At 75.1% G+C, this 15,517-nt stretch carries 10 protein-coding genes and 1 pseudogene; 6 read left to right on the top strand and 5 right to left on the bottom strand.

All coding sequences use genetic code 11. The annotated features are described in order from the left end of the window. From ABD327_RS31880 to ABD327_RS31865, 4 genes are all read left to right on the top strand, one after another. Positions 1–3,142 (top strand): amino acid adenylation domain-containing protein (locus ABD327_RS31880; RefSeq protein ID WP_344456180.1); only part of this gene is annotated, 3,142 nt, incomplete at its 5' end. Beyond that, positions 3,139–5,463, top strand: a complete 2,325-nt coding sequence (locus tag ABD327_RS31875) for an amino acid adenylation domain-containing protein (RefSeq protein ID WP_344456177.1) — start codon at positions 3,139–3,141, stop codon at positions 5,461–5,463. The genes ABD327_RS31880 and ABD327_RS31875, both read left to right, overlap by 4 nt. Beyond that, positions 5,460–6,755: a cytochrome P450 gene (locus tag ABD327_RS31870; RefSeq protein ID WP_344456175.1), complete on the top strand. Its 1,296-nt coding sequence runs from the start codon at positions 5,460–5,462 to the stop codon at positions 6,753–6,755. Before ABD327_RS31875 ends, ABD327_RS31870 begins: the two co-directional genes overlap by 4 nt. 31 nt (positions 6,756–6,786) lie before the next feature. Then, the gene (locus ABD327_RS31865) at positions 6,787–7,554 is read left to right on the top strand and encodes a thioesterase II family protein (protein WP_344456173.1); all 768 of its coding nucleotides are present in this window, start codon (positions 6,787–6,789) and stop codon (positions 7,552–7,554) included. 32 nt (positions 7,555–7,586) lie between these two features. Here the strand turns inward: ABD327_RS31865 and ABD327_RS31860 are convergent, their stop codons facing one another. From ABD327_RS31860 to ABD327_RS31840, 5 genes are all read right to left on the bottom strand, one after another. Then, entirely contained in the window at positions 7,587–8,195 is a 609-nt protein-coding gene (locus tag ABD327_RS31860; RefSeq protein ID WP_344456171.1) for a response regulator transcription factor, read from the bottom strand. Positions 8,196–8,253: 58 nt separating this feature from the next. After that, positions 8,254–10,233, bottom strand: coding sequence for a sensor histidine kinase (locus ABD327_RS31855; protein WP_344456169.1), 1,980 nt, complete (start codon positions 10,231–10,233; stop codon positions 8,254–8,256). Positions 10,234–10,356: 123 nt separating this feature from the next. Beyond that, positions 10,357–11,844, bottom strand: a complete 1,488-nt coding sequence (locus tag ABD327_RS31850; protein WP_344456167.1) for a SagB family peptide dehydrogenase — start codon at positions 11,842–11,844, stop codon at positions 10,357–10,359. Between the two features lie 25 nt (positions 11,845–11,869). Further along, positions 11,870–14,095 (bottom strand): TOMM precursor leader peptide-binding protein, encoded by a 2,226-nt coding sequence (locus tag ABD327_RS31845; protein ID WP_344456165.1) that lies wholly within the window; start codon positions 14,093–14,095, stop codon positions 11,870–11,872. Positions 14,096–14,103: 8 nt separating this feature from the next. After that, complete coding sequence (locus ABD327_RS31840; RefSeq protein ID WP_344456162.1) at positions 14,104–14,232, bottom strand: hypothetical protein; 129 nt, start codon at positions 14,230–14,232, stop codon at positions 14,104–14,106. 192 nt (positions 14,233–14,424) lie between these two features. Here ABD327_RS31840 and ABD327_RS31835 point away from each other — a divergent pair, with 192 nt between their 5' ends. Both ABD327_RS31835 and ABD327_RS31830 read left to right on the top strand, forming a co-directional pair. Beyond that, positions 14,425–14,622: an MbtH family protein gene (locus ABD327_RS31835; protein WP_344456160.1), complete on the top strand. Its 198-nt coding sequence runs from the start codon at positions 14,425–14,427 to the stop codon at positions 14,620–14,622. Further along, a pseudogene (locus ABD327_RS31830) lies at positions 14,622–15,517 on the top strand (hypothetical protein); the annotation flags it as partial. The gene ABD327_RS31835 and the pseudogene ABD327_RS31830, both read left to right, overlap by 1 nt.

Here is a 15,517-nt window from a genome sequence, read left to right as displayed (position 1 = left end):
CGTGCGCCGGGCGGACGGCGCCGGAGACGGCGAACCGGTGCACCGGGCCTTCGAACGGCACGCCCGGCTCACCCCGGACGCCGTCGCCGTCGTCTGCGGAGGCCGCGAGATGAGCTACGCCGAGCTCGACCGGCGCGCCAACCGCGTCGCGCACCTCCTGCGCGAGCGCGGCGTACGCGCCGAGACGCCGGTCGCGGTCCTGCTGCCGCGCTCGCCCGACCTGCTCGCCGCGCTGCTCGGCGTCCTCAAGGCCGGCGGCGCCTACGTGCCCGCCGACCCCGCCTACCCGGCAGAGCGGCTCACCTACATGCTCACCGACGCCGGCGCCCGGCACGCCGTCACGACCTCCGCGCTGCGGGACGCGCTGCCGGACGGCGTCACCGAGGCGGTCCTGCTGGACGGTCCGCTCGACGCCCCCGACACCGCGCCCGACGTCGCCACCTCGCCCGGCCAGCTCGCCTACGTCGTCTACACCTCCGGCTCCACCGGCCGGCCCAAGGGCGCGATGAACACCCACGGCGGCCTGTCCGCGTTCGCCGCGGCGATGGCCGGCGCGCTCGGCGTCACCCCGCGGGACCGGGCGCTCCAGCTCGCGCCGCTCGGCTTCGACGTCGTCGCCGAGGAGGTCTACCCCTACCTGACGACCGGCGGCTCGGTCGCGCTGCCCGAAGGCGAGCCGCCGCTGGCCACCGAGGACCTGTGGGACCTCGTCGCCGCCACCGGCGCGACCACCCTTTCCACGACCCCGTCGCGGCTGGCGACCTGGGGCCCGCGCGAACGCGCGGCCGTCCCGGCGGTCCTGCGTCGGCTGATCTTCGGGTCGGAGACCGCGCCGACGCTGCGCGGCCTGGCCGCCTGGCGCGACTGGGACGGCGACCTCGTCCAGGTCTACGGCGTCACCGAGGCGTGCTGCACCTCCTCCGTCCTCACCGTCGACCACACCGGCGACCCCGACCTCGTCGTCCCGCTCGGCGAGGCCGTCGCCGGCACCGACCTGCACGTCCTGGACGGCTGGCTGCGGCCGGTCCCCGACGGGGTGCCCGGCGAGCTGTACATCGGCGGGCCCGGCGTCGGCCGCGGCTACACCGGCCGGCCCGGCATGACCGCCGACCGTTTCGTGCCCGACCCGTTCGGCCCGCCCGGCTCCCGCCTCTACCGCACCGGCGACCGCGTGCGCCGGGCGGCGTCCGGAGGCTTCCAGTTCCTCGGCCGCGCCGACGCCCAGGTGAAGATCCGCGGGTTCCGGGTCGAGCCGGCCGAGGTCGAGGCCGTGCTCGCCGAGCACCCCGGCCTCGCCGGATGCGCCGTCGCCGCCCGGCCCGACCCGCTCGGCGCGCTGCGGCTCGTCGGATACGTCGTGCCGCGCGGCGAGCCCGACCTGCCCGGGATCCGCGCGCACCTCGCCGCCCGGCTGCCGGAGTGGATGGTGCCGTCGCTGCTGGTGCCGCTCTCCGCGCTGCCGCTCAGCGCCAACGGCAAGCTGGACCGGACGGCGCTGCCCGAACCGGACGCCGGAGACGTCCAGGAGGCGTACGTCGCGCCGCGCACCGCGACCGAGACCGCGCTGGCCGGCCTGTGGTCGGAGCTGCTCGGCCTGGACCGGGTCGGCGTGACCGCCGGGTTCTTCGACCTCGGCGGCAACTCCCTCGCGGCCGTCCGCCTGGTCGCCGAGATCCGCGACCGGTTCGGCGCCGAGCTGCCGCTGCGCGCGCTGTTCGGCGGCGAGGCCACCGTCGAGGCGATCGCGGCCCGGATCGACGCCGGCGGGGTCGCGCCCGCCGAGCGGCCGGTGCCGCGGCTGCCGCGGACCGGCGGCGTCCAGCGGTTCGAGACCTCCGGCATCGAGCGCGTCTACTGGCGCTACCACGAGGAGGACGAGGAGAAGGACGCCTTCGTGCTCGTCGGCGCGATGAGCCTGCAGGGCCCGTTCGACGCCGCCGCGCTGGAGCGGGCGCTGGACTGGACGGCCCGCCGGCACGAGCCGCTGCGCACCCGGTTCGTCATGGAGGACGGCGAACTCGCCGCCTACGTCGACCCCGAGCCGCGGCCGCAGCGCGTCCCGGTAGTCGAGGTGACCGAGGACGAGGTGGAGGCGGCCACCGAAGCCGTCTTCGACGAGCCGTTCGACCTGGAGCGCGACGACCTGGTCCGGCTGCGGCTGCTGCGCCTCGCGCCCGACCGGCACGAGCTCGTGCTGGTCATGCACCACCAGATCGGCGACCTGCGCTCGCAGGAGGTGTTCTGCGCGGAGCTGTCGCTCGCCTACGCCGCGTTCGCCTCCGGCGGCACGCCGGCCCTGCCCGAGCCGCCGGTCCAGGCCGTGGACGTCGTCGCCTGGCAGAACGCGCGCCTGGAGCGCGACCGCGACCGGCTGGAGGCGTACTGGCGCGGGCGCCTGGCCGGCGCCGAGCCGCTGCGGCCGCCGTACGACCTGACGCCGCCCGCCCGGCCCGGCCTGCACGGCGCCACCCGCGAGATGCCGATCGACCCCGGCCTCGTCGACCGGCTCCGCGACCTCGCCGCCCGCGAGCGCGCCAGCCTCTACATGGTCTCGCTCACCGCGTTCGCGGTCCTGCTCGGCGCCTACTCCGGCCGCCGCGACATCGTCCTGATGAGCCCGATCTCGCTGCGCGGCCGGCCCGAGACCCAGGACGTGCTCGGCGTGTTCATCAACGAGCCGCCGATCCGCGTCCGCCTCGACGGCGACCCGGCCTTCCGCGACCTGCTCGCCGCGACCCGCGACGCGGTCGCCGCAGACCTCGACCACCGCGACCTCCCGGTCGCCGACATCGCCCGGCTCTGGCCGGAGTTCGACCTGCCCGTCCTGTTCACCGAGGAGACCAACCCCGACGTCCCCCTCGAAGCCGGGCTCACCGGAGCCCTGACCAGACGGGTGCCCTACCGCCGCTCCCAGGGCCGCTTCGCCATGCGGCTCACCGGCGGGAACGGCGAGGCGCACCTCGTCCAGACCTACCGCACCGCGCTCTACAGCCCGCAGCGGGTCGCCGACATCGCCGAGGACTACCTCGACCTGCTCACCGCGATCGCCGACCGGCCCGGCGCCCGGGTCCACGACCCGGCCGGACCCTGCGGAGTCGCGCTCCGCGTCCCCCGCTCGACCGACCCCGAGGAGTCCCGATGACCATCATGGAACAGAGGCCAGGACCCGCGCCGGCCGAGGAGTTCGCGCTCGGCGCCCGCGCCGGGGCCGAGGTGCTCGCCGCGCTCGCCGCCGTCCTGCACCGCAGGACCACCCAGGACACGGTGCGGATCGCGCTGGCCGGACCCGGCGGCCGGATCGGCGCGGCCCTGTGCGCCGACATCGCCGCCGAGACGCCGTTCGGCGCGCTCGCCGAGGCCGCCGCGCGCGGCGGCGACGGGCCGCTCGACGAGCCGTTCGACGCCGAGCACCACGCCGACGCGGACCCGGCCGTCCCGGCCGCCGCGCGCACCGGCGCCCCGGTCGTCCTCCAGACCTGGCCGGGCCCCGGAGGGACCGAGGCCCGGATCACCTGCGTCGGCCCGGACGGCGCCGCGACCGCCGCCGAGCTCGCGGCACAGCTGCGGGTCGCGCTCGATGCCGGCGCGCACGACCCACGTGTCCCGGTCGGTGCGCTGCCGCTGGCGACCGACGCCGAGACCGCCCGCGTCCTGGCCTTCGGCGGGACGGGCGTCGCACCGGCCGCCGCCGCGTGCGTGCACGAGCTGGTCGAGGCCCAGGCCCGCCGCGTCCCCGACCGGCCCGCCGTCACCTGCGCCGGCGCGACCCTCACCTACCGGGAGCTCGACGAGCGGGCCGCGCGCCTGGCCGCCCGGCTCGCCGGCGAGGGCGTCGGTCCCGGCAGGATCGTCGGCGTCCTCGCCGAGCGCTCCATCGACCTGGTCGTCGCGCTGCTCGGCGTGCTCAAGGCGGGAGGCGCCTACGCCGCCATCGACCCCGACCTGCCGCCCGCGCGGATCGCGCACCTCGTCGCCGACACCGCCGCGGCCGTCGTCGTCGCGCAGGAGCGGTTCACCGGACTGGTCCCCGAAGGAGCCGAGGTCGTCACGGTCGAGGACGTCCCCGGGCCCGAAGGCGCCTCGTCCTTCACACGTCCGACGGTGCGCCCCGACGATCTCGCCTACGTCAGCTACACCTCGGGATCGACCGGCGAGCCGAAGGGCGCGGCCATCCCGCACGCGGCCGTCAGCCGCCTCGTCCAGCGCCCGGACTGGGCGGACTTCGGCGAGGACGACGTCTTCCTCCAGCTCGCGCCGGTCGCCTTCGACGCCTCCACCCTGGAGCTGTGGGCGCCGCTCACCTGCGGTGCGCGCCTGGCCGTCCACCCGCCCGGCCGCGTCGACCTGACCGGCCTTGCCCGGTCGCTGCGCACGGAGGCCGTCACCGTCCTCTGGCTCACCGCCGGCCTGTTCCACCAGCTCGCCGCGCTCCACCCCGACGCCTTCAGCGGCCTCCGGCACCTCATCGCCGGCGGCGACGTCGTCTCGCGCACCCAGCTCGCCCAGGTCCTCGCCGACAGCCCCGGCCTGACCTTCACCAACGGCTACGGGCCCACCGAGAACACCACCTTCACCGCCTGCTGGACCAGCACGGCCGCGCCCGCCGACGGCACCGTGCCGATCGGCCCGCCGATCAGCGGCACCCGGGCGCTGGTCCTGGACGCCGCCCTGCGGCCCGTTCCGGCCGGCGTGCCCGGCGAGCTGTACGCCGCGGGGGAGGGCCTCGCCCGCGGCTACCTGAACCGGCCCGGCGCCACGGCGGACCGGTTCCTGCCCAACCCGTTCGCCTCCGGCGAGCGCATGTACCGCACCGGCGACCTCGTCGCCTGGCGGCCGGACGGCGTCCTGGAGTTCCTGGGCCGCGCCGACCGGCAGATCAAGGTGCAGGGATACCGGGTCGAGCCCGGCGAGGTCGAGGCCGCGCTCCTGGAGGACCCCGACGTCCACGAGGCCGTCGTCGTCGCCCAGCGCGACGGCACGCGCGGCAAGCGGCTCGTCGCCTACGTCGTCGCCGACGACCCGGCCGAGGTCGGGCCGTCCGGACGATCCGCGCAGTTCCGCGAGGCGCTGCGCGACCGGCTCCCGTCCTACCTCGTGCCGTGGGCGATCATCCTGCTGGACGCGCTGCCGCTCGGCCCCACCGGCAAGGTCGACCGGGCCGCGCTGCCGCCCGCCCGGCGCGTCTCCCGCAACCTCCCCTCGTCCTACGTCGCGCCGGACGGGCCGGTCCAGGCGCACCTCGCCCACCTGTGGAGCGACCTGCTCGCCATCGAGCCGGTCGGCGTCGAGGACGACTTCTTCGAGCTCGGCGGCCACTCGCTCATCGCGGCCGAACTGCTCGTCGCGCTGCACGCCGAGTACGCCGTCGAGGTCGCCGCCCGCACCCTCTACCTCCACCCGACCATCGGCGAGCTCGCCGAGGCCGTCGAAGCCCTCCTCACCGACTCAGCGAAAGAGGCATGACCATGCGGCTCTCCCGTCCCGAGAACTTCCAGCCCGTCGACCTCGCCGGCATCGACCTGATGGACCACGGCCTGTTCAGCCAGGGCGACCCGCACGCCGCCTGGGCGCTCATGCGCGAGCACGACCCGGTGCGCTGGCAGAACGTCGGCGACGAGCTCGGCTTCTGGTCGGTCACCACCTTCGCCGACGGCGAGCTGGTGCTGCGCGACCACACCCGCTTCACCTCCCAGCGCGGCACCATGCTCTTCCTGCTGGGCAAGGACGACCCGGCCCGCGGCCGGCAGATGGCCGCGACCGACCCGCCGCAGCACAGCCGCATGCGCGAACCCGTGCAGAAGGCGCTCACCAACAAGGCCGTCGAGCGCTACCGCCCGGCGATCCAGGCCGAGATCCGGCGGGTCCTGGCCCCGGCCCTCTCGGACGAGACCTTCGACTTCGCGTCCTCGATGATGATGCTGCCGATGGCCGCGGCCGGCACGATGATGGGCGTCCCGCGCGAGTACTGGCCGCGTCTGACCGAGCTCACCGCCATGTCGATCGCGCCGGAGGACCCGGAGTTCACCACCGGCGACGCCAAGCGCACGCTGGAGCTCGCCCACCGCGAGCTGTTCGCGTTCTTCCACGACATCGTCAAGGTCCGCCGGAACGACCTCGGCGACGACCTCATCAGCATGCTGCTGAGCATCGACCTCGACGGCCGCCGGCCCGAGACCGGCGCGATCCTGTCCAACTGCTACAGCCTGATCCTCGGCGCCAACGTCACCACCCCGTACGTGCCGACCGGAGCGATGGTCGAGTTCACCACGACGCCGGTGTTCGAGGACTGGCGCGCCAACCGCGCCACCGTCCACCGGACCGCGATCGACGAGACGCTGCGCTGGGCCTCGCCCGCCAACCACTTCATGCGCTACGCGCTGGAGGACGTCGAGCTCTCCGGCAAGCTCATCAGGCAGGGCGAGGCGGTCGTGGTGTGGCTCGGCGCCTGCAACCGCGACGAGAAGGTCTTCGCGAACCCCTACGAGTTCGACATCCGCCGCAAGCCGAACCGGCACATCACCTTCGGCGTCGGCTCGCACTACTGCGTCGGGCACACCGTGGCCCGCCTGACCATGCAGATCCTCTTCGACGAGCTGATCGAGCACTTCGAGGGCTTCGAGATCACCGGGCCGGTGGAGCACCTGCACTCCAACTTCGTCGCCGGGATCAAGCACATGCCGCTGCGGGCCCAGATCAGGAAGGAGTCCCGCCACCTGTACGAGGCGGCCGTCGACGAGGTCGCGGTCCCGGCCTGAGCCGCCGCACCCGCGAGGAGAGGAACGAGAGATGACGACGTCCACCACCACGCCGCCCGAGGTGACCGCGGCGGTCCGCAGGAAGTGGTTCCTGCGCGAACCGTCGCCCGAGAGCGCCGCCCGGATCTTCTGCCTGCCCTACTCCGGCTGCGGCGCGAGCATGTACCGGCAGTGGCCCCGCTTCCTCGGCGAGGTCGAGATCGTGCCGATCCAGCCGCCGGGACGGGAGAACCGGCTGCGCGAGGACCCCTACGCCACCTACGAGGAGCTGGCCGACGACCTGGTCGAGGTGCTGCGGCCCCACCTGAACCGGCCGTTCGCGTTCTTCGGCCACTGCGGCTCGGCGCTGCCGGGCTACGAGACGGCCGTCCGGCTGATGGAGCGCGGCTACCCGGCCCCGGCGCGGCTGTTCGTCTCCTCGCAGGTGGCGCCGCACCAGGGCCCGGCCGGCCGGTTCCTGGAGATGTCCGACGCCGAGCTCGGCGAGGAGGTGCGGGAGCTGATCGTGCGGCTCGGCGGCAAGCCGCTGCCGTCGCTCGTCGAGATGAGCCTCGGCATCCTGCGCGCCGACGTGGAGGCCAACAAGCGGTACCGGCCGGCCGAGCCCGTCCGCCTCGCCTCGCCGATCACCGCGCTCGGCTGGTCGGGCGACACCGAGGTCGACCACCGGCTCATGGCGGGGTGGGCCGACTGCGGAGACACCTCGTTCGAGGTCCTGGAGGGCGCCCACTACCGGTTCATGGACGCCCCCGAGAGGCTGATGGACCTCCTCGTCGCCGGGATGACGTCGGCGCGCTGAGCGGGAGCCGGGGCGGGACCGGCTCTCCGCGGTCAGGAGAGCCAGTCCGCCTCGGTGGCGATGCGCACCGCGTCGAGCCGGTTGCGGGCGCCGAGCTTCAGCACGATCGCCGTCAGGTAGTTGCGCACCGTCCCGACGGACAGGTGCAGGTCGGCGGCGATCTCGGCGGCCTCGGCGCCCCGCGCGGTCAGCCGCAGCACCTCGGCCTCGCGCTCGGACAGCGGGTTGGGGCCGAGGTCCCAGGCCGTCATCGCCAGCTGCGGGTCGACCACCCGGCGGCCCGCGGCCACGTCGCGGACGGCGCGGGCGAGCCCTTCGGAAGGCGAGTCCTTGAGAAGGAAGCCCGACACGTGCGCCGACATCGCACGGCGCAGCGTGCCCGGCCGGCCCAGCCCGGTGAGGATCAGGGTCCGGCACCCCGGGAGGTTCTGGTGCAGCTGCTGGGCGGCGGAGAGCCCGTCGAGGACCGGCAGGTCGACGTCGATGATGGCGACGTCGGGCCGGTGCTGCAGGGCCGCCGGAAGGATCTTGTCGCCGCTGTCGACCTTCGCGACGACCTCCAGGTCGTCCTCCAGTTCCAGGAGCGCGACCAGCGCCCCGCGGACCATGTGCATGTCCTCCGCGAGGAGAATCTTGAGCAACGGTTTCACCACCAGGTCTGTCTGCGCGAGCGGGCGCGCACGGGAGCAGGGGGCGGGTTCACTTCCCCGCCTCTTTCTGACGAGCGGAAGGCGGGTTCCGTTGCGGGGCGCGCCCGCGGTATCCGCTCGCCACCAGCCGGACGTCGGCGAGCGTCCGGCGCGAGACGTCGAGCACCTCGATGATCTCGGCCTGCGCGGCGTCCGGCGTGCCGGGCAGCAGCCGGTGGATCAGCTCGCCCTTCAGCGCGATCTCCGACAGGCCCGCGCCGAGCCCCTCGTTGAGCTCGTGCGCGACCGCCAGCCGCTCGCGGGTCACCTCGCCGATCGCGAGCGCGTCGCGCGCCTCGCGGATCTCCACGACCAGCGCGTACATCGTCGTCACGCCGTAGACGACGAGCCCGGCGACGAGCGAGGAGACGACGAGGTAGGCGTCGTAGGAGGCCGGTTCGCCTTCGGCGGCGGCGATCGGCGCGAGGACGGCGACCGACCCGGCGAACAACGCCCAGCGCGCCGGCGCGGCGCCGCTCAGCAGGAGCGACCCGGCGAAGAACCCGGCCATCGCCCCCCACGGGCGTCCGGTCCACAGCAGAGGCGCGTAGGTGGCCGCGCCCTGGACCGCCAGCGTCATCACCCGCAGGCGCAGCGGCCACGTGCGCGGCCTGCACAGGGAGTGCAGGAGCTGGAGGCCGAACACCGCGGCGAGGCAGCCGAGCGTGGCGAGCATGCCCGCGGCGGACACGGCGGACGCGGCCGAGACCGTGCCGGCGTTGATGAGCATGATCAGGAGGTAACCGGCGAGGACCATGACCGTGATGACGAGGGTGTGGTTCGGCGCCCAGGACCGGCCCCGCCGTTCCTCGGGTTCGGGCGCCGACGGCTCCTCGGCGTCGGGCGCGGGCGCGGTCGCGGTGACGCGGAACCGGTCTTCGCCGAGCCGCCCGCTCTCCAGCGTCCCGCCGACCGCCTCCATCCGGATCCGCAGGTTGTCCAGGCCGACGCCGCGGCGTCCGGGCGGCTCGGCCTCGACCCCGTCATTGGAGACGGCCAGCCGGACCCGCCCGCCGTCGCGGACCGCGGAGATCTCGCAGTGCTGGGCCTTGCTGTGCCGCAGCACGTTGGTGACGGCCTCGCGCAGCACGATCGACAGCGCCGTGTCCACCTCGCGCGACAGCGGCCCCGAGGCCACCTCCGCCCGGACGCGGATCCGCGCCGAGGACAGGACCGACACCGCCGAGTCGGCCTCGGCCCGCACCGACATGTCGCGGTAGCCGGTGGCGACGAGCCTGACGTCGGCCAGCGCCTCCCGGACGATGACGAGGGTCTCGGCGATCTCCGCGCCCGCCCGCTCCGGCGCGGCCGGGAGCAGCCGGTAGGCCAGCTCGTTCTTCAGAGTGATGGCCGAGAGCCGGTAGCCGAGCAGGTCGTGCAGGTCGCGGGCCACGCGCAGCCGTTCGGCGACGACGGCCATGCGCGCGAGCGCGCTGCGCGTCTCGCGGGTCTCCTCCACGAGCTCGGTGAGCGAGCTGACCCCGTAGACGATGAACCCCGTGAGCAGGGTGACGCCGGCACCGTAGATCGCCGCCCCGGCCTCCGGACCGTACAGCGCCAGCACCACCGGCACGATCGCCACGGCCGACAGCAGGTACAGCAGCCAGCGGACCCGGCCGGGGACGGCCAGCAGCAGCGATCCGGCGAGGAACCCGGCCATCGCGCCCCACGGCAGGCCGAACCAGGCGAGCGGCGCGTAGGTCGCGACGGCCTGCGCCGACAGCGTCAGTGCGCGGGTCCGGGCGGGCCAGGAGCGCGGCGAGCGGGTGGAGTGCAGGAGCTGGAGCGCGAGCGTGAGCGCGAGGCAGACGGACACCGCGACCAGCATCAGCGGTCCGGGGCCCTGGCCGAGCACGTTCATCAGGGTCGTCAGCGTGTAGCCGACGAGCACCGACAGGGTGACCAGCAGCGCCATCCGCGGCGCCCACAGCGAGGATTCGGGGTCTTCGTCGTCCGCGGCCACGCGGTCCCTTTCGGAGGGAAGGGGCATAGACGGTCCTCCCGGAGCGGCACTGGCGGCCTTCGCTGTCACCGAAGCGCGGTCCGTGTGCCCTGACTATATCGATCCTGTGTTTCTCACGTGCTTCTCGGCGAATGTTCTTTCCATTCCCTTTTATTGGGAAAAGTAGGAATTGGCAAGTTCCGGCCAGGCCGAGTCGTTGACGGGAGTCAGGGAGTGCGTGGAGGCCGGCGGGCGGCGGCCGACGACGAACGCACCGACGCTCGACTCGACCCGCCAGTCGGTGCCGAACACGCGTGCCGCCGTCTCGATGTCGGTGTCGTGGTGGGCGCGGCCCCGCAGGCCCATCGCGGCGACGACCAGTCCGATGAGGTGCAGGAGGGCTCCCGCGTTCTTCTGGACCAGAGCGTAACCGGGCCCCTCGTACCGCCGGTGAACCCGGTCGAAACGTGCGGTGATCGTCAGGAGGACCGGCGGCGCGTCCTGAAGGCCCGCGGCCGTCCTGCCCTGGTCCAGCAGGGCCTCGACATCGGCCTCGGCGGCGTCGAGCGGCTGGAGGAGGTGTCCGGCCGGGTCGTAGCGGTAGCAGCCGCACGCCAGGCCGGGGCAGTCCGCGGCCGTCACGTAGACCTCCAGTTCGTAGCAGCCGCCGAGGCTCGGGTAGGGCCGGTCGCCGGTCGCGGCGGGCACTCCGGCGGGCCCGGCGATCGAACGGACCCGGACCGTGCGGTAGAGCAGCTCTCCGATCTCGTCGACGGTCGGCGGCCCGTCGTCGCGCCGCCGCCGCCCGCCCTCGACCGCGACGGTGAGCGGCGGGTCGCCGGCGACCAGCGCGTCCCAGCGCGGCCGGAACAGCAGCACGGCCGGGAGGCTCGCGGGCGGCCGGACCACGGTCCCGTCCGACGCCGCCGCGCCGCGCGGGCGGGTCTCGCCGAAGTCGTGGTCGTGCCGCCCGAGCGTGGAGCGGGTGTGGAACATCAGGTCGACCGGCGACCACAGCGCGAGCACGGGGTCGTCGTCCTCGTCGAACACCGGCGGCCCGACGGCGCGCGCCTGCACGGCGATCCCGGTCGCGACGAGTGCGCCGAGCACGTCGGGCAGGACGTCGGCGAGCGCCGCCGCGGGCAGCGCGCGGCCCGCCTCCGCGAGCGTCACCGGCCGTGCCAGCGCCGCCATCGCCCACACCGCCTCGGGCCGGTGCAGCACCACGCGGTGCAGCGCCAGCGGCGACTCCAGCACGTACTCGCGGCCGTCGCCGCGCAGTACCGCGAACCGCGACAGCCGCACCGGCAGGTCGCGGTCGAGCGCGGCCGGGCGGTGCCCGGACGCCGGGGTCAGCGGCACGACCGAGAGCAGCGGCTGCCCGGCGCCCAGCCGCAGCGAGCGCACCATCAGGTGCGCGAGCCGCGCGAGCAGGCCGGCCAGCAGCGCGCGCCGCCCGACGGGATCGGCGACGACGTTCTCCAGCATGACGGGACCGAGGCTCATCCGGTGCAGCGCCTCGCGCTCGGCGGGCGTGGCCTCGGGCAGGCCGGTGCTGCCCCAGCGGCTGTGCACGACGACCGCACCGCCCTCGGCGGTCTCGACGTGCACGTCCTCGCGGAGCGACCACAGCTCGGCGGGCGGCGGAGGATGGTCCACGGTGGTCTCCAGGTTCTGGGGAAGGTCAGAGGAACAACGGGACGGGGTTGAGGTCGGCGTAGGCGGTCGGCGCGGCGAGGCGGCCGAGCCGGACCGGCGCGTCGAAGAGCCGTCCGGGTCCGAACCTGGCCCAGAAGTGCCGGAGGCCGGGCACGACGACCCGCACGACCGGCATCCCGAGGTCGGGCCTGGTCTGGTCGAGCACCAGCACCTCCAGCCCGTGCCGGGCGGCCAGCGCGCGGATCCGGTCGAGGTCGTCGCGCAGGTCGCCGGTGTCGCGGTAGGCGTCGGGCCCGGCCATGCCGGCGACGTCGCGGGCCGGCGGGACGGGGTCGGGCACGAGGTAGGGGTGGTCGGCGAGCCGGGCCCGCCGCCACCAGTCGGTCAGCCGGGCCGGAAGGCCGGGCGCGTAGCCGTCGGCGACGGCGGGCAGGAGCTGGCCGAGCTCGGTGACGGCCCGGCTGAGCGCGACCTCGGGGTCGAAGTGCGCGCCGAAGCCGAGCATGATGTCCTCGGCCGGGCCGCCGGTCCGGTGCGAGACCGCGGCGGCCACCGGCACGCCGAGGTCGGAGGTGAGGTCCAGGACCCGCAGCGACCTGCCGAGCCCGGCGAACCTGGCCGGCAGCTCGCGGACCCAGGGGTCGGCGCTGGAGGCGGGGTCGACGGCGGCGTGGCGGGTGCGGTTGTACCACCACAGCGCCACCGCGTCGCGCTCGACGAGCTCGAGGAAGCCCTGGAGGATCGCGTCCTCCAGCGTGCCGCCCGCGGCGGTGCCGTTGGAGTCGGCCCGCACCGAGGCGAGCCCGCCGCCGCCGGGCCGGTAGTAGAGCAGGTCGGTGGGCAGGAGCCGGCGGCCGCCGGCGAGTGACCAGACGGGCGTCCAGTCGGTCGGGGCGTCCTCGTCGAACGGCTCCGGGACGTACTGGAACGGGTCGCCGACGGAGTTCCACCGGTCCCGGTCGGCGTACTGGCGGTCGTCGTACAGCAGGCACTCGGCGGGGTGGACGGCCTCGGGCGCCAGCTCCCGGTAGCTGCCGCGCACGGTGGGCTCGTCGCCCGAGCGGGTGCCGCTGTAGCGTTCGACGGCCTCGCACAGCGCGCTCACGCGGGCCTCGGCGTCGGTGCGGCCCTTGCCGCCGCTCTGCATGCGCAGGCCCGCCCGGTGGAGAGCGAGGCCGCCGCCGGAGAACGCCAGGTTCGGGCCCGACCGGTAGCAGTGCAGGAAGGACGGGCTGCGCGGGTCCCTGGCGACCTCGGAGACGACGCCGGAGACGGGGTCGGCGAGCCCGCCGAAGCGCTCCCACACCGCTTCGGCGGTCAGCGCCCGGTGCCCGTTGCCGGAGGCCGCGGCCTTGGCCCGCGCGCCGGGGCGCGGCGGGGCCAGGACCTTCGCGGCGACGAGGCCGGGGTCGCCGCAGTCCGGGCACTGCGGCCGGGCGGCGACGGGGTGGAGCGCGGAGCGCAGCGTGAGGGTGTCCAGGCTGAAGATCCCGTCCTGCCCCTCGTGCCGGACTCCGGCGAGCCACTTGGCGGCCTCCAGGACCGCGGTCTGGAGGCCGATCACGCGGGTGGCGGGCAGGGAGGCGTCCGGGAGGCGGAGCGGGCGGCGGCCCCGGTAGGCCAGCTGCTCGGCCCGCCGGTGGCCGCGCAGCCGCACGGCCAGGCACGACCAGCAGGGCCCGGCTCCCGGGCGGAAGACGGGCCCCGTCCACGGTTCGGCGCCGCACGGCCGGGCGAGGAGCCACGGCCGGCCGTCGGCGAGGCGGGCGGCGTTGAAGGCGGCGAGTTCGGGGGAGAGGTAGTCCTCGCAGACCACCAGGGTGAAGGGGGCGTCCGCGCCGTCGCGGGCGACCGCGAGGCCGGAGTCCTCGCAGGCGGCGCGCACGGCGGCGGGGTCCGCGCCGCCGAGGACGGCGAGGCCGAGGACCGGGGCGCCGGGCTCGGAGGCTCCGGCGAGGTCCCAGTAGGCGTCGGCGGCGGGGTCGGAGGGGGCGCGGTCCCGGCAGGAGACGAGACCGGCCGCGAGCAGGTCGCCGATCATCGTGCCGAACCGGTCCTCGGGCAGCCCGCAGAGCGCGCGCACCTCCGCGACGGTCCGGGTGCCGTCCAGCAGCGGTGCGATCCGCTCGGCGTACGCGCCGGACAGCACGGTCGTGCGCTGGGCCGAGACGAGGTAGACGCCCTCGCCCCGCACGGTCTCCGCGCGCAGGTGGCGCCGGAACCCGATCGTCCGGTCGTCCGTCGGCCGCATGGCGCGCCCTATCCGGCCGCGGTGGCGTCGGCCTGGACGATGCACCAGGTGAACTGGGCGGAGCCGGCGGCGGTGCGGTCGAGGTCCTCGATGCGGAGATCGTCCCGAGCGGGGGCGGGAATCGTGGTGTGGTCCATGACGCTGCCTTTCTCGTGTGAATCGATCAGGTTCAGTGTGCGCCGCGGGCGGTTCGCCACACCATGGCACGATTCACGGCCGGATCATGAATATGTCATATCTGAGAGATGTGCTGATCAGTGGTCATATTCACTGGCGATATGCAGACTTGTGGCAATTCCTGAATGGCCTGAAACCCGCGGAGGCAGGAAATGGATGAGCACGGCATGGAGAAGTACGACGTGGTGATGAACGACGAGGAGCAGTACTCGGTCTGGCGGGTGGGCCGGGAGGTGCCGGCCGGCTGGCGGTCGGTCGGGGTGCGCGGCACCAAGGACGAGTGCCTCGGCTACATCGAGGAGCACTGGACCGACATGCGCCCGCGCAGCGTCCGCGAGGCGATGCGCTGATGACCGCGCTGCTGGCCGAACTCGCCGACCTCGGCAAGGCCCTGGCCGTCGCCGGGCGCCTGGAGGAGAGCGGACGGCTGCTGTGGACGGTGATGCGGCGAGCCGAGCCGGACCTGCCCGCCGACCGGCTGGCCGAGACCGTCGAGTGGTACGGCCGGGTCTCGCGCCTGCTCGGCCGGTACGCCCGGTCGCGGGCCGTGCTCCTGGAGGGCATCGCGCTCCTGGAGCACGAGGCCGCGGGGCTCACGCTGGAGCTGGGCGCCACCGCGCTCAGCTCCGGCGGGGTCGACCCCGGGCTCGGCCTCCGCCTGGCCGTCGCAGGACGGCACGAGGACCCGGTCGTGCGCGCCCAGAGCCTCGCGCTCCAGGGGATCGTGCGCAAGGCGCACGACGGGACCGAGGCGCTCGGCCCCGTCCGGATCGCCGCGGCGCTGCTGGACGCCTGCGCCGACGACGATCTCGCCGGCCGGCTGGAGGCGCTGTACTGGCTGGCCGAGGCCGAGCGCCTGCACGGCCGGGTCGACCGCTCGGCCGGGCACTTCGTCCGGCTGCTGGCCGTCGCCGAGCTCACCGGGCAGCACTTCCTGCGCCCGCTCGCCTCGGTCGGGCTCGGCCGCGTGCGGCTGAGCGAAGGAGACGTCGAGGACGCCGCGCGGTGCGCCGGCGAGGCGGAGGAGCAGGCCGAGCGGTGCGCGAGCCGGCCCATGCGAGCCGCCGCGCTCACCCTGAGCAGCCAGGTCAGCCTCGCCCGGGGGGAGGCGGCCGAGGCGGCGGAGTCCGCCCGGCGCGCGCTCGGGCTCGCCGCGCCCTTCCCCGACATCTGGACGCGCCGGGCCCGCCGCGCGCTCGCCCTCGCGGGAGAGGCGCTCGGCGGCGGGCCCTCCCGGCTCGTGCC

Origin of the sequence: Actinocorallia aurantiaca, assembly GCF_039533685.1 — a bacterium.
Lineage (GTDB): Bacteria > Actinomycetota > Actinomycetes > Streptosporangiales > Streptosporangiaceae > Actinocorallia > Actinocorallia aurantiaca.
This window is presented reverse-complemented; position numbering and strand designations above follow the sequence as displayed.